We start from the raw sequence: 18,339 nt of genomic DNA, 5'->3' as shown, positions 1-18,339 counted from the left end.
TCATCCACAACCTCTTGGCATTTGCGTCTGTGACAGTGTGACTGAGTCCCGCCCGGAAGGAAAAGGATTGATGCCCCGGAAACTTAGCACCGTCGCGGTGGTGCCGTCACGCAAAGACATCCCGCCCCTCGGGCAGCTGGGCCTGAGAACGAGGCTGGTCATGAGCCATTGTGTCGATATGCTCCCCCGCTACCGAGTATTTGGGGAGTATAATTGTGCCCAAGGCCCATGCCAGCCTGTCCGCGACAGCACCGATCCTGCAGGTCTCCGACCTCAATGTGAACTTCCAGACCCCCGACGGCGAGGTCGAGGCGGTCAAGGGTGTGTCGCTGGAGATCAATGCCGGGGAATGCCTGGCGATTGTCGGCGAGTCCGGGTCCGGCAAGAGCCAGACCTTCCTTGCAGCGATGGGCTTGCTGGCCTCGAACGGCAAGGCGACCGGCTCCATCAAGTACCGCGACATGGAGATCCTCGGCCTGTCCGCGAGCAAGCTGAACCGGGTCCGCGGTCGCTCGATGACGATGATTTTCCAGGACCCGCTGACCTCGCTGACGCCGCACATGACGGTTGGCGACCAGATGCGCGAAGTGCTGGGCATTCACATGAAGATGCGCGGCAAGGCGGCGGATGCCCGCGCCCTGGACTGGCTCAACCGGGTCCGCATTCCCGAGGCCAAGCGCCGACTGGCGCAGTATCCGCATGAATTGTCCGGTGGCATGCGCCAGCGTGTGATGATCGCCATGTCGATGTTGTGCGAGCCCGACCTGCTGATCTGTGACGAGCCGACCACCGCGCTTGATGTGACGGTCCAGGCTGAAGTGCTCGATATCATGGACGAGTTGAAGCACGAGACCGGCGCGGCGCTGGCCCTGATCACCCATGACATGGGCGTCGTCGCCCGCATGGCCGACCGGGCCCAGGTGATGAAGCACGGCGTCTATGTCGAGGGTGGCACCATCGAGGACATCTTCGCCAATCCGCAACATGATTATACGCGCATGCTGCTGGAAGCCATGCCGCGCCTTGATCGGCCGGACCGGCCCGGCCATACGACGCTCAAACCGGTTGCCGCCGCGGCCGACGCCGAGCCGCTGCTCGCGGTCGACAACGTCAAGGTCCAGTTCCCGATCCAGGTCGGCGGAGGCCTGCGTCCGACCTTCAAGATGCTGCGCGCCGTCGACGGCATCAGCTTCGACCTCAGGCCCGGCGAAACCCTCGGCGTGGTTGGCGAGTCCGGCTGTGGCAAGTCGACCCTGGCCCGCGCCGTCCTGCGTCTGGTTCCGGCCCAGGAAGGCGCCGTGTCGTGGATCGGTCGCGACCTGCTCGGTCTCAAGCGCGACGCGTTGCGCAAGACCCGCGAGGAATTCCAGATCGTCTTCCAGGACCCGCTTGCCTCGCTCGACCCGCGCATGACCATCGGTGCCTCGATCGAGGAACCGCTTCTGACTTTCCGCAAGTCGATGAAGCGGGCGGAACGGGAAGTCGTGGTCAAGGAGATGATGGAAAAGGTCGGCCTCGACCCGAACATGATCAATCGCTACCCGCATGAATTGTCGGGCGGCCAGAACCAGCGCGTCGGCATCGCCCGGGCGATGATCCTGCGGCCCAAACTCGTCATCTGTGATGAGGCAGTGTCGGCGCTCGACGTGTCGATCCAGGCCCAGATCGTCGAGCTCCTGATCAAGCTGCAGCAGGAAATGGACCTGTCGATGATCTTCATCTCGCACGACCTGTCCGTCGTGCGAGAGGTCTCGCACCGGGTCATGGTCCTCTATCTCGGCCGGATCGTGGAGCTGGCGGACCGGACCGCCATCTATGAAGATGCCCGTCACCCCTACACCCAGGCACTGATCTCTGCCGTGCCGGTGCCGGATCCCGTGGTCGAGAAGGCGCGTGTCCGCGTCAAGCTGGACGGCGAGCTTCCCTCGCCCATGGACAGCCGGGCCCAGCTCCGCTTCATGAAGTCCAAGCTGGTCGACGATCCTGATGCCGACCAGTACCGACCGCAGCTGATGGAAGTGGCCGAGGGGCACTGGGTCGCCGAACACGACCCGTTCGAGCGCCCTGCCGACTGATACGTGGTTTGCGGCTAATTCACTCGACTTTGGACCGGACACCACTAGGTTCCGGTCCTGAAACCATGACCTGGAGCGCATAGATGGCATTGAAATTCGGAACGGGAACGGGCGTCACCGGCCTGACAGCGACTGTCGTGCTGGCTGTGGCGCTCGCCGCTTGCCAACCGGCTCAGGAAGCCGCTGAACCGGCCGCCGCTATCCCGACCGACTATGCCTTTGTCCACGAGGTGACGGACCTTCCCGCCGATCCGGACATCATCTATGGCCAGCTCGAGAACGGGTTGCGCTATGCGGTGCGGACCAATGAGACGCCGCCCAATGTCGCCTCGGTGCGGATGGTCTTCAACATGGGCTCGCTCGGCGAAGCCGACGACCAGCGCGGCCTGGCCCATTTCATCGAGCACATGGCCTTCAACGGCACCACCGACGTGCCCGAGGGCGAGATGGTGCCCCTGCTGGAGCGTTATGGCCTGCAATTCGGGCCCGATACCAATGCTTTCACCGGCTATGAGACCGTCGGCTACCAGCTCGATCTGCCCGATGCCGGCGATGATGCGGTCGAGACCGCGCTGTTCCTGATGCGCCAGACTGCCAGCGAAATCCTGTTCGACCCCGAGGCGATCGACCGAGAGCGCGGCGTGGTGCTGTCGGAGGAACGCGTCCGCAACACCCCGATCCGTCGCTGGAACAATGCCTTGTGGCGCTTTCGCCTGCCCGACACGCTGATCCCGGATCGCGATGCCATCGGTACGACCGAAGTGCTGGAAAACGCCCAACGCGACCGTTTTATCGACTACTACGAGAATTTCTACACGCCCGAGCGCGGCATGGTCGTCGTGGTTGGCGATGTTGATCCGCAATCCGTGATTGCCCGGATCGAGGCCAGTTTCGCGGATTGGGACGGTCTCGAGACCCCGCGGGAAGATCCCGACCTTGGCACCGTGTCGGCAGACCGCCCGATCTCGGCGGGCTATTTCCATGACCCGGAAATCTACACCATCTTCACGGTCGATGCGGTGCGCCCCTTCACGCCGGTCCTCGACAGTGCAGCGGCCCGTTTTGACAATAACCTGGCCAATATCGGTGACGCGATTCTCAGTCGCCGTTTCGCCACCCTGACCAGTTCGGGCACCTCGCCGCTGATTCAGGCAGCGGCCAATCACGGCTCGGATTTCGGCGTTGCCGACCGGGCGTCGGTGCTGGCGATAGCCCGCCCGGAGCGCTGGGAAGAGGGCGTCGCTGCGGTTGAGCAGGAATTGCGCCGGGCGCTCGAGCATGGCTTCACCCGCGCCGAGCTGACCGAACAGATCGCCAATCTGCACACGGCCTTGCGCGATGGTGCCGAGCAGGCGGGCACGCGGCCGACCTCCGGCCTTGCCGACCAGATCTGGTCGAACTGGCGCTCGGACCAGGTCCTGACCACGCCGCAATCTATGCTGGAGCGCTTCGAGGCAACCTTGCCGGACGTGACCCCGGAGGCTGTTTCGGCAGCCTTCCGGGCCCGCTGGGACGGGGTTGAACCGCTGCTCTTCCTTGCCACCTCGGTCGAGCTGGAAGATCCGCAATCGCGCCTGATCGACGCCTGGCAGTCCAGCGCGACCCAACCCGTCGAAGCGCCGGAAGACCAGGGCGAGCTGAACTTCGCCTACACTGATTTCGGCCCGGCCGGCGCGATCGCCTCGCGGGAGGAAATTGCCGATCTGGGCCTGGTCCGCCTGCGCTTTGAAAACGGCGTGGCGGTAACGTTCAAACCGACTGACTTCGAGGACGGAACAGTCCGTGTCCGCCTCGACTTCGGCCGCGGCGAGCTGGAACCGCGGGCGATGCCGGCGGTCGACATCATCGCCGGGTCCGTGTTCACGGCGTCCGGCCTGGGGGCGCATTCTGCCGATGAACTCGGCCGTGTCCTGGCGGGCCGCAATATCGGCTACAGCTTCAGTGTCGGGGATGACAGTTTCAGCTTCAACACGGCGACCACGCCGGGCGACCTGCGCATCCAGATGGACCTTCTGACCGCTTTCCTCACCGATCCGGGCTGGCGCCAGGAAGGCATGGACCAGTTCCGCGCCGTGATCCCGGAAATCCGCCGCAACGCCTATGCCACGCCGGGCGGTGTCATGTCGGCCGAGGTTGCACGGCTGATCCGGTCCGGGGATGAGCGCTATGGCCTGCCCGACCCGGAACAGGTTGCCGGTGTCGACATGGCGGCGGTACGCGAGTTTCTCACGCCGGCGCTGGAACGCGCGCCGATCGAGGTAACGATTGTCGGTGATGTCAGCGAGAGCGCCCTGGTCGATGCCTTGGCCGCGACCCTGGGCGCCCTGCCGGACCGGGCCGACAGCTGGCCCGACTATGACGAGGCCCGCACGCTGGTCTTCCCGGAACCGGTCGATGAGCCGGTGGTGCTCGAGCACAATGGACCGGCCGACCAGGCCCGCGCCAATGTCTACTGGCCGACCTTCGACGACAGTGACCCGGCCCGTACGCGGGCGATGTCGCTGCTCAATGCGGTGTTCGATCTCAAGCTGACCGAGCGCCTGCGCGAACGGGAAGGGCTGACCTATTCGGCCTCGAACGCGGCGAGCGAGTCCGATGTCTATCCCGGGTATGGATATCTCTATGTCGGCGCCGATGTCCGCCTCGAGACGCTTGACCAGACCTACACTGCGATCAATGAGCTGGCCGCCGACCTGGCAGCCGGGTCGATCAGCGATGATGAGGTGCTGCGAGCGCGCACGCCCCTGCTTGAACAGATCGAGAATGCACGCGAGAGCAATGGCGCCTGGATGGCCTGGCTGTCACAGTCCTGGGCCCATCCGGACCGGCTCGACCGGATCCGGTCCCTGCAGTCGGACTATGAAAACGTGACCCGCGAGGATCTCGTCGCCCTGGCCGAAACCTACATCGCTCCCGAGCGCAGCTGGCGCGTCACCATCGTGCCGCGCGATGCCGAATAACTTCCAGCCTACAGGACTGATACCATGACCCGTTTTGCCCTCGCCGCGACCTGCTGCGCCCTGGCGCTGTCGGCTTGTTCGCAACCCGTCGACACGGCCACACCGGAAACCGAGACTGAAACCGAGACCATGACCTCAAACACCACGCAAACCGAACCCGTCGCCACCGGTGATGAGGCCGCCCTGCGCGCCCGCCTCGAACTGGCACAGCGCGTCGTTCCCAATCTCGATCAACTGATCGCGCGCCAGCTGATTGTTGATGAGGCGCGCACCTGCTCCGTCGATGAGAGCGTGACCATTCCGCTGGTCGACCTGCCGGAGGATGCCACCGACCCGGCGGCCAATGGCGCCCAGGCGGATTCCTATCTGGCCGCCATGCGAGACGAGCCGTGCGTGTTCGCCCTGCCGTCGGGCCTGATGTTCCGGATCCGGACCGCCGTGGAAGAGGGCGCGAGCCCGATGCGTGGCGATATGGTAACGGTCAATTATCGCGGCCAGTTGCTCAATGGCGAGGAGTTCGACAGCTCATGGGCGCGCGGCGAGCCGGCGACCTTCCCGTCCGATCGCCTGATCGCCGGCTGGGTCGAGGCCCTGCCGCTGATGCAGGTTGGTGAGCGCTGGGAACTCTTCATCCATCCGGACCTGGCCTACGGCATGCGCGGCACGTCGGGCGGACCGATCGGTCCGAACATGGCACTGGTGTTCGAGCTGGAATTGCTCGACCTGCCGGGCTGAGCCGACGTCCGGAAATTGAATGAAACGACCTGACGCCTGTCGTTTAACGCGACAGGCGCAGGTTTGTCAGGTCGCCGGCAATCATCTCGAAAGCGTCTTCCAGCGCTTCCGATGACGGCGAGTCGAAGTACAGGCTCGGATGGCTGGCGCAATCCTCCATCAGGCTGCGGGTCGAGCTGGAGTTGACCTGGAAGGTGATGGTGTAGACGCGGATGCCCTGGGCCTTGGCATAGATGCAGGCGTCTTCCAGCCGGTTGTCCAGGCGGTTCGACAAGGTACTGCTGCTCGATGAAGTCGTGCCCAACCGTCCGTGAGCCGAAAAGCCATAGGCAGAATAATCGGACCGCAGATCCGTGGAGCGCCCCCTCAGAACGTTCTCGCCATCGGTCAGGATGACCATCGCCTTGATGATCTCGCGGTCGTCATAGGCCGCGCCTTCGGTGAAGGGCTCCTGCGGGGACAGGAGGCGGATGCCCCAGCCGACACCCTGCGGGATATTCGTGGTCCCGCTGGCATCCATGTCCCGGATGGCGTTGAGCAGACGCGAGCGATCGGTGGTCAGCGGCGTGACCGGTTCCGTTGTGCAGGCCATGTTCGGGCTGCCACCGCTGGGCCGGCCCCGGTCATACTTGGCGAGGTTGAGCAGGCGTCCCAGCAGGCCGCCGGTCAGGCCGTCGCTGAGATAGTCGTTGGAATAATCGCTGTCATTGTCCGGCTCGTCCGGCGCGAAATAGGGCACGAACAGGGTTTGCGGATTGCCGCGAGACGGCGGGGTGTCCTCGATGTCGTGCGGGATGGCGCGGGCCTCCACACAGCCGCCCCAGGACGTGTTGCGCAAATCGTCGAACAGGTCCCAGTGATTGATGGTGATTTCCTCGGTCGTGCAGCGACGGCGCCGGCGCCGCCCGGTGCAGGTCTCGACCTCGACCGTGCTGCCGCCGGCCCATTCGGCGTGCAGGGGAGACAGGGCATCGGGGTCGAGCCACCAGGCGCGCTGGTAATTGGTGCCCAGATTGACCGTCGCCGCGAAGGGCACCAGGCCGATCTTGACGTCCTCCGGATCATCGGCGGCGTCGAACAGGATTTCGGTAAGCAGCTCGGCACTGTCGCGCAGATTGCGGATCTTCGAGCCGCCCATCGAACCGGTATTGTCGAGCACCATGACCAGTTCCAACCGTTGGCGGGCCCGCTGGACCTCGCTCTCCCAGTGGACCGTGATGTAGTCGAGTCCGATCATGCCGAGCATGGTGGTGCGGACCCGCGCCTCGCCGGACACGGTCACCGTGTCGGTGACGTCATCGATGCGGACATTGACGTTCTGGACGACGCCGAGCTCCCGGCCGGGATAGTTGGCGTCGATGAAATCATTGGCGATGCTGGTCGCTTCCGCGCTCGACAGGCTGGTATTGACGCCGACCGCGAGGGCGGCCGCATCCAGGGCCTGGGCCAAACGCGAGCGGGCGTTCATCGACTGGCTCAGATCAACCGCGCCGCCCGACAGCAGGGCAACCGGGACCAGTGTGAGGGCGAAAATCGTCGCCACATTGCCACGGGTCTCGCGGCAGAAGCGGGCGCCAAGTTTGATCAGGCCTTTGAGCGGCATGGCATTTATCCCGTACACAATGCGCTCAATCCTAGCGATGGGGGATTAAGGCGGTGTTATAAGTCACGGTTATCGGGACGTTAATTCGGCCTGCATCCGGATCGGGACGCGTGGGCCGTATTTTGTCGTCGGGTCCCGTGCTGAAGCCGACAGGATGCCTGCTTTGGCCTGCCCGGTGCAGCGTTGTTTGATATCGCCGTGAAAAACTCCATAACAGCCGCAATCAAATACGGATCAGATTGTCGCCATGCCCGCCTCAACCCATCTCGACACCGCCATTGCCGAACTGCGCGATCTGGTCGCTTTCGACACCACTTCGCGCAACTCCAACCTGCCTTTGATCGACCATGTCGAAGCCAGGCTGCTGGCGCTGGGAGCGGTGTGCGAACGCATCCCCAATGAGGACGGCAGCAAGGCCAACCTGCATGCCCGTTTCGGTCCGGCGATCGATGGTGGTGTGGTCCTGTCCGGCCATACCGATGTCGTACCGGTCGATGGCCAACCCTGGACCTCTGATCCCTGGCTGCTGACCGACAAGGGCGATGGCCGGCTCTATGGCCGCGGTACTTGCGACATGAAGGGGTTTTCCGCCTGCATTCTGGCCCTGGCGCCGAAAATTGCCGCGGCGGACCTGAAAAAGCCGGTCCATATCGCCCTGTCTTTTGACGAGGAAGTCGGCTGTCTGGGCGCCCCGGCACTGATCGACCGCATCATGGAGAGACCGGTGAAGCCGGCCATGGTGGTGGTGGGTGAGCCGACCGACATGCAAGTCGTCACGGCCCACAAGGGCCTGTTTTCGGTGATTGTGACAGTGCGGGGCCGTGAAGCGCACTCCTCGCTGGTGAGGGATGGCGCCTGCGCCATCACCCATGCGGTGCCGCTGATGCAGTACCTGGTCGATCAGGCGCAAGCCATGGTGGCCGCCGCGCCCGCCGACAGTCCTTTCAATCCTCCACATGGCACGCTGACCATCGGCGAGATCAAGGGCGGCACCGCGCTCAACATTCTGGCGCTGGACTGCGAATTCGGCACGTTGATGCGGCCCTGCCCGTGGGACGATCCGCACGCGATAGCCGCCGGCCTGCGCGAGCGCGCCGCCATCATCGAGGCGGAGATGAAAAAGAGTGCGCCGGATGCCTCGATCGAGATCAAGGTCCGCTCTGACGTCCCCGCCTTTGCGCCGGAACAGGACGGCGCCGCGGAACGCCTCGCCCGTCAGCTGACCGGCGACAATTCCACCCGCGTCGTGTCCTACGGTACCGAGGCCGGGCAGTTCCAGGCAGCGGGTCTCAGCGTCGTCGTCTGCGGCCCCGGCTCGATCAGCCAGGCACACCAGCCCGACGAGTTCGTGGCGATCGACCAACTCGATCAGTGTTGCGTGTTTCTGGAAAAAATGGTGCGGGCCCTGGAGGGCTAGCGGCCTGGAACCGGGCTGAAAGCGCGACGTTTCCAGAATGGCCCAGCCCGGTTTGCGCCGAGTATGCAGGTCTATCCGATCAGGCCCTCAAACCCGGCGCCTGGCTGGTCCGGAAACACGTGCCTGTCCAGATCGCTGCGGGCCAGACCCCAATGCTCTGCGAGGACGGTTCGGAACAGGTCCTCGGTTCGGTTGGCCGGGATCAGGTCGCGGTCCTCATGGAGCGTCCCGAGGCCGGGCCAGTCGCCGATGAGGCGGCCGCCCCGGACGGCCCCTCCCAGCAGGAAGGCAGTACCTGCGGTGCCGTGATCGGTTCCGCCGGACCCATTGGCGCGGACCGTGCGGCCAAATTCTGTGACCATGAGTACCGCGGTCCGCGGCCAGTGCGCCGCGAGCCCGTCGCGCAGGATGCCCAGGGCCTCGTCAAGCGCGCCCAGCCGGTTGGCGAGCTGACCCTCATCGCTGCCCTGGCGGACATGGGTGTCCCAGCCATCCAGACTCATAACGGCCAGCCCGGGCCCGTCCGGCGCGGCGAGCAGGTTGGCGGCGGCGCGGGCGGTTTGCACATAGGCCTGGCCCGGCCCGCTCCCACCGCCCATGCCGGCCATCGACATGCCGCCAGCGATGGCATCCGTCTCGACGGCCATGGCGAGGGTCTCGGCGAGCCTCGGGTCGCCGGCATAAAGGTCGATGAGCCGGCTGATCGTGTCGTCGCTGGGGTCTGGCAGGACGCCCGGTGACCACGATGTCGCAGCGGCATTACCCCTCAGGATGAGCGGAACGGTCTGGCCGATTCCGACCGCGGAGGGGTTCGGCCGGGTCAGCTGCAGGGCGCGGTTGAGCCAACCATCGCGGATTACCGCGGTGCCCGCTTCCAGATAATCCTGGCCGTCAAAATGCGACCGTTCGCGATATCCGGTCGCGGTTGCCGGCAGCAAGACCAGCTCATTGTCACCCCAGGCCCGGTACAGATTGGTGAGGCGCGGATGGAGCCGAAAGCCCTGACCGACATCGAATCCGCCGGAAATGGCGAGATCGCGCCGGAGCTCGCGATACCGGGCTTCTCCAGCAGGGATCAGCGCCGCGAGGCCATCCATGGCACCGCGCAGGATGACAACGACGAGTTTGCGGTCGCTTGCGGTACGGGCATGGGCGATGCCGGGGCCACCCAGTGCCAGGGCGCCGGTGGCGAGGGCACCGGTCATCAGGGCGCGTCGGTGAAGCGGGAAACGGGTCATGGTGATCTCCTAGCGGCGCAGGAATTCGGGCGACATGAGCAACAGGGTCAGACCCTGTTCGGCCGACTCCGACCGGGCGATGGCGAGGGCGGTGGCACCCTCGAGCCGCGGGCCGAGGATTTCCGGGGCGCGTTCGCGCGGCCGCGCACTGGCGCCGACCCGCCGGGCCAGCTCATTGGCAAAGTCGAGACGTTTCATGAGGGCGTCCGGCCCGCCCCATTCCGCCTCGGTATCCGGCCAACCGGCCGGTGAAGGGGCCCGGAACGGCACCTGGCCGAGGGCGGCAAGTGATGCCCGGAGGGCCCGCATCTGGAGTCGGGGCAGATTGAGCGCGCGCACCGTCGAGACCAGGTATTCCTCCGGCGTCTTGAACTTTTGCGGGTCCGGCTGGAAGGCGCCGGGCGCTGTGATCACGGCGTTGGCGACCTGAGCCAGGTCACCGTCGCTGTCGATAAATGCCTGGGCGATATGGGCGATGTCAGCGGCGTCCGGATGATCGGCAATGAAGTGCCGGGCGAGCTTGGTGGCCACAAACTGTGCAGTGCTGGGGTGTCGGGCCAGTTGCCGCAGGGCCGTCGGGGCCTTGTCTTCGGCCGCGCCTGAAATGCGCTCGCCGAGCAATGTCTGCGCACCGGGCTCATGGATGCGTTCGTCAAATACGGTCCGGCCGATCTGGTTGCTGCGATGGCGCAGGCGCTCATTGCCGATGGTCCAGCCAGTCAGAAGACGTGCCAACGCGACAATGTCGTCCTGGCTGTAGCCGCCATCGACGCCGAGCGTGTGCAGCTCCAGGGTCTCACGCGCGAGGTTTTCATTGAGGCCGCGACCCCGTCGTCGGCCGGCACGCGAGGTTGGACCCACCGAGCTGGCATTGTCGAGATAGAAGAGCATGGCCGGGTGCAGTTCGGCCGCGAGCAGGAGGTCCTCGAAGCGGCCGAAGGCGTGCGGCCGGATGGCCTCCATCTCCAGCGTCGGTGCGAGCAGGGCCATCGGCGGCGAGGTCATCGAGACGCTGAAATGATTGGACCAGAAACGGACCCACCGCTCGACGAATCCGGCCTCGGTCGTCAGGGCCAGCTGGGTGCGGGCCAGAATGGCGGCGGCCGAACCTGAGCGGAGCAGGCGACCGAGCTCGGTGCGGGCCCGTTCCGGGTCCTCGGTTGTGCCATCCTGCAGCGCGGCAAGGCGTGGCTGGTATTCTTCGCGGAAGTAAAGGATCGCTTCGCGGGACGTCCGCAAGTCGCGCCCTTGCGGCGTTTCCACCTGACCAATCTGCTCACGCAACCAGTCCCGGCCGGCGGATCCGATCCGGTCCATCTCGCCGGGTCTGGCGCCCACGCCGAAGCGGGTGAGGGCTATGGCGGTATCCAGTCGACTCATCGCGAAACTCCCCTGCCATTCCCGTTATTATACGGGCGGCGCCGGCATTTCCGTCGCGCTTCCGGCAAGAAGCACAAAAAAGGGCGCCTCAGCGGGCGCCCTTTGTGTGCGAATGGCGAGTGGAAACTACTCAGCCGCTGTGGTCTCCGCCGGTGCTGCCGCCGCATCTTCCCGGCCCTTGCCCCAGTAGGAGATGCACGGGATTTTCGAGTTGTCGCAGCGGTCCGCATATTTGCGGGCAATGTCGGTGACTTCTTCCATCAGGCCGTCGGCCAGGGTGGTCGGCTGGAGGCCGAGCTGGAGGAATGTGTTGTTCTCGACATGCAGGTCGTTCTCGTCGGCCTCATTGCGCGGATTAGGGACCAGCTGCATCTCGGCGCCGGCCAGGTCGCAGATCATCCGGGCCAGATCGCGGACCCGGTGGGTCTCGGTCATCTGGTTGAGGATGTGGACCTTGTCGCCCGGCTTGGGCGGATTTTCGACCGCCAGCTGGATGCAGCGCACCGTGTCCTGGATATGGATGAAGGCCCGTGTCTGGCCGCCCGTCCCGTGCACGGTCATCGGATAGTTGACGGCGGCCTGCATCAGGAAGCGGTTCAGCACCGTGCCGTAATCGCCGTCATAATCGAAGCGGTTGATCAGGCGCTCATCGCGTCTGGTCTCTTCGGTCTGGGTGCCCCAGACAATGCCCTGGTGGAGATCGGTGATCTTCACCTTGTCGTTCTTGTTGTAGAAATGGAAGAAGAGCTGATCCTGGGTCTTGGTCATGTGATAGATCGAGCCCGGATTGGCCGGGTAGAGGATTTCCTGGTCTTTCAGGCCCTCATCGGTTTCGATCTTCACCTTCAGATAGCCCTCGGGGATCTTCATCCCGGCGGTGCCATAGCCATAGACGCCCATCGTCCCGAGATGAACGAGGTGGATGTCGCGACCGCTGTCGACGATGGCGGCGAGCACGTCATTGGTGGCGTTGAGATTATTGTCGACCGTGTAGCGCTTGTGGCGGGCTGATTTCATCGAATAGGGCGCGGCGCGCTGTTCGGCGAAATGGACGATCGTGTCAGGCTGCTCGGCTTCGATCAGGTCGACCAGTTCCTGATAGTCCTTGCCGATATTCATGTTGACGAAGGCGATGTCGCGGCCCGACACCTCTTTCCACGCGGCCAGGCGCTCCGACATCGGCCGGATCGGGGTCAGGCTCTCGACCTCGAGCTCGATATCGATCTTGCGGCGCGACAGGTTGTCGACGATGACGACGTCGTGGCCGAGATTGGAGAGGTGAAGTGCGGTCGGCCATCCACAGAAGCCGTCTCCGCCCAGAACGATTACTTTCATGCGACGTCTGCCCTTGACGTTAAATCCCTAGACATTTTGTTCTCGCAGTGGCGCGCGGGCATGGCAAGGGGTGGCCTGCTGCGGACGCTGCTGCCGCGAAGGGCGACGGGCCCCGACCGGCGCGCCGTGCTGCGGGAAGGCGTTGGTGCAGCCGATAGCGGTATCATTGGAGATTGATGCAGGAAATTCCCGTCACCGGCACCAAAATTGCGGGAATGCGCGCGGTTCCGGGTAAAACGACTGGCGCGCCCTGAAATGGGAAAAATTCCGTCTCCGGCGGATTCCCGCACAGCATTGGTGGACTAGGGCGTCAAAGGTCGCTAAATCCGCGCCAACTTCTGCCGGACGCACAGGGTCCGGTCGAGCTGATCAGGAGAGATGAGTATGGCCCTTCGGGTTGCGATTACCGGTTTTGGTCGTATCGGCCGTCTGGCGTTGCGCGCGGTTCTCGAGAACAAGCGCTGGGACGAGGTCGAGATCGTGGCGATCAACGACAGTTCCACGCCCGAAACCAACGCCCACCTCCTGACCTATGACAGTGTGCACGGTCGTTATCCCGGCGAGATCAAGGTCGGTGATGACTGGATCGATGCCGGCTTTGGCAAGATACAGAAGGTTTCCAACCGCGACCCGAGCAAGCTGCCCTGGAAAGAGATGGGCATCGATATCGTCCTCGAGTGCACCGGCAAGTTCAACTCGAAAGAGGGTTCGATGGCCCATATCGAGTCCGGTGCCAAACGCGTCCTCTGCTCGGCTCCGGCCAAGAATGCCGACAAGACCATCGTCTATGGCGTCAATCACGACCAGCTGACCGCCGAAGACATCATTGTCTCCAATGCCTCGTGCACGACCAATGGCCTGGCGCCCGTCGCCAAGGTGCTCAATGACGCGGTCGGCATCGAGCGCGGTCACATGACCACCATCCATGCCTATACCGGCGACCAACCGACGCTGGACCGCAATCACAAGGACCTGCACCGCGCCCGTGCTGCCGGCATGTCGATGGTTCCGACCTCGACCGGTGCCGCCAAGGCCGTCGGCCTGGTCCTGCCCGAACTGGTCGGCAAGCTCGACGGTGCTGCCGTGCGCGTTCCGACGCCGAATGTCTCGCTGATCGATCTGGTCTTCACACCGGGCCGTGACACCTCCGCCGAGGAACTCGCCGCTGCCGTCAAGGCGGCCGCCGACGGTCCGATGAAGGGTGTGCTCGGTTATGACAGCATCCCGCTGGTGTCGATCGACTATAATCACGACAGCCGGTCTTCGATCGTCGCCATCGACAAGATCAACGTCATCGACAAGCGGCTGGCCCGCGTCATGACCTGGTATGACAATGAGTGGGGCTTTGCCTGCCGGATGATCGACACCACCGTCGCCATGGGCAAATTCCTTTAAGTCTCGCCGCGAAAGAGCTTCGTCATGACCACGATCCGCCGCATCCAGGATGCCGATGTCGCCGGCAAGCGCGTGCTTGTCCGCGTTGATTTCAATGTGCCGATGAAAGACGGGCAGGTCAGCGATGCGACGCGTCTGGAATCGGCCCTGCCGACCATCGACCATCTCGTCGAGCGCGGCGCGAAGGTGATCCTGATGGCCCATTTCGGCCGTCCCAAGGGGCAGCGCGTCGATACGATGTCGCTGGAGCCGGTCTGCCAGCCCCTGGCCGATCTGATGGGTGTCGAGCTCAGCTTCGTGGATGATGTCGCGGGTGACGATGCCGCCGCTGCCGTGGCCGGGATGGCCGATGGCGACGTGCTGCTGTTGCAGAACACGCGTTTCGAGGCTGGCGAAGAGAAGAATGAGGCCGGCTTTGCCAAGGCGCTGGCCGCGCTCGGCGATCTCTACGTCAACGATGCCTTCTCCGCCGCGCACCGGGCTCATGCCTCGACGGAAGGCGTGACGCACCATCTGCCCGCCTATGCCGGTCTGGCCCTGCAGCGCGAGATCGACCATCTGGTCGCGGCGCTGGAAAGCCCCAAGCGTCCGCTCATCGCCCTGGTGGGCGGGGCCAAGGTCTCGACCAAGATCGACCTCCTGCAGAACCTGGTGACCAAGGTCGACACGCTCTTCGTCGGTGGTGGCATGGCCAACACCCTGCTGCACGCCCGGGGCGTCAATGTCGGGGCGAGCTTGTGCGAAAGGGATCTGGTCGATACGGCGCGGGCCATACTCGCGGCGGCGGAAGAAAGCGGCTGCAAGCTGATGCTGCCGAGCGATGTGGTGCTGGCCAAAGAGTTCAAGCCCAATCCGGAAACCCGCCTCGCCGCGGTGACCGACGTCCAGGACAATGAAATGATCCTCGATTGTGGTCCGGCGACGGTGGTCGCGCTCGGCCAGGCGATCGACACGTCGGCGACGCTGATCTGGAATGGTCCGCTGGGCGCCTTCGAGACGCCGCCGTTTGACACGGCGACGGTCGAAGCGGCCCGCCACGCCGCCCGCGCGGCGGTTGGGGGCAAGCTGATCGCGGTCGCTGGCGGCGGCGACACGGTCGCGGCGCTCAACCAGGCCGGCGTGGCAGACGATTTCACCTTCATCTCGACGGCCGGCGGCGCTTTCCTGGAATGGATGGAGGGCAAGACCCTGCCCGGCGTGGCGGCGGTCATGGGCACTCCGGAACTGGTCGCTTGACCCGGCGGGATGACTCGCCACGGGCTGGCTGGTATCGGTAACATAAGTCCCGGAAAACCGCGCAGGAATTGCGCGGAAGCGGTGGGAATTTGCGTCGCCCCGCGTTAAAAGGGCGACAGTCGGAACGGGCAGGCGGGCGCCTGTCTCAACATGCTTGAACAGCTGGGGGTATCCTGATGGATCTCGATCAACTCAACGAAATCGCCTGCGCCATGGTGGCCCCGGGCAAGGGTATTCTGGCGGCAGACGAGTCGACCGGAACGATCGGCAAGCGCTTTGCCTCGATCGGCCTGGACAACACGCCGGACAATCGCCGCGACTGGCGCGAGATGCTGTTCCGCACCGAAACCGCGATGAAAGAGCACGTCTCCGGCGTCATCCTCTATGACGAGACCATCCGCCAGAGCGCCAAGGACGGTACCGCGCTGACCAAGCTGATCACCGATGCCGGCTCGATCCCGGGCATCAAGGTCGACATGGGCGCCAAGCCGCTGGCCGGTGCCGAAGGCGAAATGATCACCGAAGGTCTCGACGGCCTGCGCGACCGCCTCGCCGACTATTACGAGCTGGGTGCCCGCTTCGCCAAATGGCGCGCCGTGGTCAATATCGGTGGTGGCAGCGATGAAAGCGTGCCGAGCCAGTATTGCATCAACACCAACATGCATGCCCTGGCCCGCTATGCGGCGCTGTGCCAGGAAGCCAATATCGTTCCGATCGTCGAGCCGGAAGTCATCATGGACGGCGATCACTCGATCGAGCGCTGCTATGAAGTCACCGAGTTCGCCCTGAAGACCCTCTATCGCGAGCTGTTCGACCAGGGCGTCGTGCTGGAAGGCACGATCCTGAAGCCGAACATGGTCATCTCCGGCACCAAGAACGACGATCGCGCGACCCGCGAGGAAGTCGCCGACATGACCGTCCAGTGCCTGGCCAATTGCGTGCCGGCAGCTGTGCCCGGCATTGCCTTCCTGTCCGGCGGCCAGTCCGACGAGGAAGCCACCGAGCACCTGTCGATCATGAATGAGGCCTATGACCTGCCTTGGCCGATGACCTTCTCCTATGGTCGCGCCCTGCAGGCCGCCCCGCTGAAAGCCTGGGCCGGCAAGGCATCGAACTATGACGCCGCCCAAGCCGCCTTCAACCACCGCGCCCGCATGAACGGCCTGGCCTCGCTGGGTGAGTACACGCCGGCGATGGAAAAAGAGACGGCTTAAGCCGGCCCCCTCCTATTCGAAGGAAAGCCCCGGATGGCGGTGCGCGATCCGGGGCTTTTTCTTCACACCTTCGCGCCTGGCACATGGCGCGACCGGCAGCGCGGCGGTCGTCGCCGGCTAGAATTCAGACAGGATCAGTCGGACGGGGACCAGTGACCGGCGGGCCTCATCGGTCTGGGGGCCTACCCAGATGACATACTGGCCGGCCCCAGCGTTTGGGATGCTGACAAAGTCGACGGATTCCAGCTCGTCATTGCACGCGAAACTGCCATCCGGCGATCGAACGAGGAGGGTGACATCCTCCTGCGCCTCTGCCCGGATATCCAGGCCGGCACCGGTCCCGTCATAGCTCAGGTTTAGCGCGGATGTTTCACTTGCGGCGGCTCCGCAGCGATTGTCCCAGGCGCGTGGGCGAACGGCACCATTGGCATGCACGTGAACCCCGATTTCGGAGGGCTGGAAGCCCGGCGAGAGTTCGAGTGTGCCAGGCGTTGGCAGATATCTGGGTGTGGCCGCGTCGCCGTCGATGTCCAGAAGGGTCAATTCAACCGGCTCCGCGTCGCCGCTCCCCCAGAAAGACGACACGCGTCCCACCCAGATGGCGTAGTCGCCCGCAGCCGGTGAGCTCAGGCTGATGATCGGGTCCAGCCCGCCCATGGCGTCGTCATTGCACAGCCAATCGCCTGCAGGCGTCTGGATGACCAGTGATGTGTCGGTATTGGAAGTGGCGATGATCCGCAGCGTATCGCCGCCCGATCCATAGCGTAGTCGCAAGCTGGGAGCATCGGAGATATCCCCGGCACAGTCCCGCCCCAGATCATCGGCTTCAATGTCCCCGCCGGCCGTGATCGACATGTCGAAACGTTGTGATCCCTGAGCCGGATCCAGGCTGAGTACTCCCGAGGTCGGATCGTCATTGGCCGTTTGAGCACTTGCGTTACCGGCGAGCGCAACCAGCGCCATCACGCTCAGTGAGGCTGCCATGATTGTCTGTCTGTGCATGAGTATCCCCCTGGCTGGCCGCTGCTCGCACAATCAGGATTGATCGGTGCGAACGCAGGCCGTTCCCCGGGCAGGCTAGCATTGTCATCCGCCGAGGTCCTGAACAAAAAAACCCCCGGCCATCTGGCCGGGGGTTCGTCGTTTGGTGCTATCGCCGGAGCTTAGTCGTGCAGCTCGGAGATGTGCAGCGTCGAGGAGGCCAGGTCGCTGTTGGTGCCGTAGGTGCCGATCCAGATGTCGTACTGGCCGGAATCCGGGCTTCCCCAGGCCAGGGCCGGGTCGAGACCATTGGTGTCGTCATTGCAGTACCAGGACCCGTCCGGGCCGTTGACCACGAGGGTCGTGTCGGCGTCGGAATAGGCGCTGATGTAAAGCGGCAGCGAACCGGCTGCGAAATTCAGGCGGAAGTCCGGTGCGTTGGCAATCATGCCGCGGCAGGACGAGGACAGGTTGGACGCTTCGATGGTGCCGCCGGCGGTGATGGCGACGGTGTACGGATCCGGCGTGAAGCCCGAGTTCAGGTTGACGGTGCCGAAGGTCGGCTGAAGCGACCAGTCCTGGGCAGCGGCCAGGCCGGCGAAGGAAGCGGCAGCAATGCCGGCGGCAAGAATGGTTTTGAAAGACATGTAAAATTCCCCTGTTTGAAACGCGAAGGCAGCAGGCCGTCCCGTGTTGCGCGACACATTTGTATAAACTGGATGAAAGGAAGATGAATGACCCGAATGGGTGATGTTCATCTTCCAGCGACG

General features: G+C 64.3%; 13 protein-coding genes. 7 read left to right on the top strand and 6 right to left on the bottom strand.

Going from position 1 to position 18,339, the window contains the following annotated elements; translation table 11 throughout:
• Positions 1 to 215 precede the first annotated feature (215 nt).
• The 3 genes from VOI18_RS08195 to VOI18_RS08185 all read left to right on the top strand — a co-directional run bounded on the left by VOI18_RS08195 (position 216) and on the right by VOI18_RS08185 (position 5,770).
• A complete protein-coding gene (locus VOI18_RS08195; protein WP_323761909.1) occupies positions 216 to 2,075 on the top strand; it encodes a dipeptide ABC transporter ATP-binding protein in 1,860 nt (619 codons plus the stop codon).
• An 83-nt stretch (positions 2,076 to 2,158) separates the two neighbouring features.
• Positions 2,159 to 5,035: a M16 family metallopeptidase gene (locus tag VOI18_RS08190; protein WP_323761908.1), complete on the top strand. Its 2,877-nt coding sequence runs from the start codon at positions 2,159 to 2,161 to the stop codon at positions 5,033 to 5,035.
• 24 nt (positions 5,036 to 5,059) lie between these two features.
• Complete coding sequence (locus VOI18_RS08185; RefSeq protein ID WP_323761907.1) at positions 5,060 to 5,770, top strand: FKBP-type peptidyl-prolyl cis-trans isomerase; 711 nt, start codon at positions 5,060 to 5,062, stop codon at positions 5,768 to 5,770.
• A 43-nt stretch (positions 5,771 to 5,813) separates the two neighbouring features.
• Here VOI18_RS08185 and VOI18_RS08180 read toward each other — a convergent pair whose 3' ends face one another.
• Positions 5,814 to 7,373 (bottom strand): pilus assembly protein TadG-related protein, encoded by a 1,560-nt coding sequence (locus VOI18_RS08180; RefSeq protein ID WP_323761906.1) that lies wholly within the window; start codon positions 7,371 to 7,373, stop codon positions 5,814 to 5,816.
• A 247-nt stretch (positions 7,374 to 7,620) separates the two neighbouring features.
• Between VOI18_RS08180 and argE the strand changes: the two genes are divergently transcribed.
• Positions 7,621 to 8,790 (top strand): acetylornithine deacetylase, encoded by a 1,170-nt coding sequence (argE, locus tag VOI18_RS08175; protein ID WP_323761905.1) that lies wholly within the window; start codon positions 7,621 to 7,623, stop codon positions 8,788 to 8,790.
• Between the two features lie 71 nt (positions 8,791 to 8,861).
• Here the strand turns inward: argE and VOI18_RS08170 are convergent, their stop codons facing one another.
• The 3 genes from VOI18_RS08170 to VOI18_RS08160 form a co-directional block, all read right to left on the bottom strand.
• Positions 8,862 to 10,028 (bottom strand): DUF1501 domain-containing protein, encoded by a 1,167-nt coding sequence (locus VOI18_RS08170; protein WP_323761904.1) that lies wholly within the window; start codon positions 10,026 to 10,028, stop codon positions 8,862 to 8,864.
• Between the two features lie 9 nt (positions 10,029 to 10,037).
• Positions 10,038 to 11,408: a DUF1800 domain-containing protein gene (locus tag VOI18_RS08165; RefSeq protein WP_323761903.1), complete on the bottom strand. Its 1,371-nt coding sequence runs from the start codon at positions 11,406 to 11,408 to the stop codon at positions 10,038 to 10,040.
• A gap of 126 nt (positions 11,409 to 11,534) precedes the next feature.
• Positions 11,535 to 12,743, bottom strand: a complete 1,209-nt coding sequence (locus VOI18_RS08160) for an NAD-dependent epimerase/dehydratase family protein (RefSeq protein ID WP_323761902.1) — start codon at positions 12,741 to 12,743, stop codon at positions 11,535 to 11,537.
• Positions 12,744 to 13,127: 384 nt separating this feature from the next.
• Between VOI18_RS08160 and gap the strand changes: the two genes are divergently transcribed.
• The 3 genes from gap to VOI18_RS08145 all read left to right on the top strand — a co-directional run bounded on the left by gap (position 13,128) and on the right by VOI18_RS08145 (position 16,588).
• Positions 13,128 to 14,138 (top strand): type I glyceraldehyde-3-phosphate dehydrogenase, encoded by a 1,011-nt coding sequence (gene gap, locus VOI18_RS08155; protein WP_323762001.1) that lies wholly within the window; start codon positions 13,128 to 13,130, stop codon positions 14,136 to 14,138.
• Between the two features lie 24 nt (positions 14,139 to 14,162).
• Positions 14,163 to 15,374, top strand: a complete 1,212-nt coding sequence (locus tag VOI18_RS08150) for a phosphoglycerate kinase (RefSeq protein ID WP_323761901.1) — start codon at positions 14,163 to 14,165, stop codon at positions 15,372 to 15,374.
• Positions 15,375 to 15,550: 176 nt separating this feature from the next.
• Complete coding sequence (locus VOI18_RS08145) at positions 15,551 to 16,588, top strand: class I fructose-bisphosphate aldolase (protein ID WP_323761900.1); 1,038 nt, start codon at positions 15,551 to 15,553, stop codon at positions 16,586 to 16,588.
• Between the two features lie 117 nt (positions 16,589 to 16,705).
• On the opposite strand, the gene VOI18_RS08140 is transcribed toward VOI18_RS08145, so the two are convergent.
• Entirely contained in the window at positions 16,706 to 17,590 is an 885-nt protein-coding gene (locus VOI18_RS08140) for a hypothetical protein (RefSeq protein WP_323761899.1), read from the bottom strand.
• Positions 17,591 to 17,751: 161 nt separating this feature from the next.
• Positions 17,752 to 18,216 (bottom strand): peptidase S1, encoded by a 465-nt coding sequence (locus tag VOI18_RS08135; RefSeq protein ID WP_323761898.1) that lies wholly within the window; start codon positions 18,214 to 18,216, stop codon positions 17,752 to 17,754.
• Positions 18,217 to 18,339: the final 123 nt, after the last annotated feature.

This window comes from Maricaulis sp., assembly GCF_034670125.1.
GTDB lineage: Bacteria > Pseudomonadota > Alphaproteobacteria > Caulobacterales > Maricaulaceae > Maricaulis.
Note: the sequence above shows the minus strand (reverse complement) of the source record. Positions and strands in the feature narration are given on the sequence as shown.

Bases quoted from the DNA above. Each gene is read 5' to 3' on its own strand.
- VOI18_RS08190 (WP_323761908.1), top strand. From the start codon at position 2,159: ATGGCATTGAAATTCGGAACGGGAACGGGCGTCACCGGCCTGACAGCG.
- VOI18_RS08185 (WP_323761907.1), top strand. From the start codon at position 5,060: ATGACCCGTTTTGCCCTCGCCGCGACCTGCTGCGCCCTGGCGCTGTCG.
- VOI18_RS08180 (WP_323761906.1), bottom strand. From the start codon at position 7,373: ATGCCGCTCAAAGGCCTGATCAAACTTGGCGCCCGCTTCTGCCGCGAG.
- argE (WP_323761905.1), top strand. From the start codon at position 7,621: ATGCCCGCCTCAACCCATCTCGACACCGCCATTGCCGAACTGCGCGAT.
- VOI18_RS08170 (WP_323761904.1), bottom strand. From the start codon at position 10,028: ATGACCCGTTTCCCGCTTCACCGACGCGCCCTGATGACCGGTGCCCTC.
- VOI18_RS08165 (WP_323761903.1), bottom strand. From the start codon at position 11,408: ATGAGTCGACTGGATACCGCCATAGCCCTCACCCGCTTCGGCGTGGGC.
- VOI18_RS08160 (WP_323761902.1), bottom strand. From the start codon at position 12,743: ATGAAAGTAATCGTTCTGGGCGGAGACGGCTTCTGTGGATGGCCGACC.
- gap (WP_323762001.1), top strand. From the start codon at position 13,128: ATGGCCCTTCGGGTTGCGATTACCGGTTTTGGTCGTATCGGCCGTCTG.
- VOI18_RS08150 (WP_323761901.1), top strand. From the start codon at position 14,163: ATGACCACGATCCGCCGCATCCAGGATGCCGATGTCGCCGGCAAGCGC.
- VOI18_RS08145 (WP_323761900.1), top strand. From the start codon at position 15,551: ATGGATCTCGATCAACTCAACGAAATCGCCTGCGCCATGGTGGCCCCG.
- VOI18_RS08140 (WP_323761899.1), bottom strand. From the start codon at position 17,590: ATGCACAGACAGACAATCATGGCAGCCTCACTGAGCGTGATGGCGCTG.
- VOI18_RS08135 (WP_323761898.1), bottom strand. From the start codon at position 18,216: ATGTCTTTCAAAACCATTCTTGCCGCCGGCATTGCTGCCGCTTCCTTC.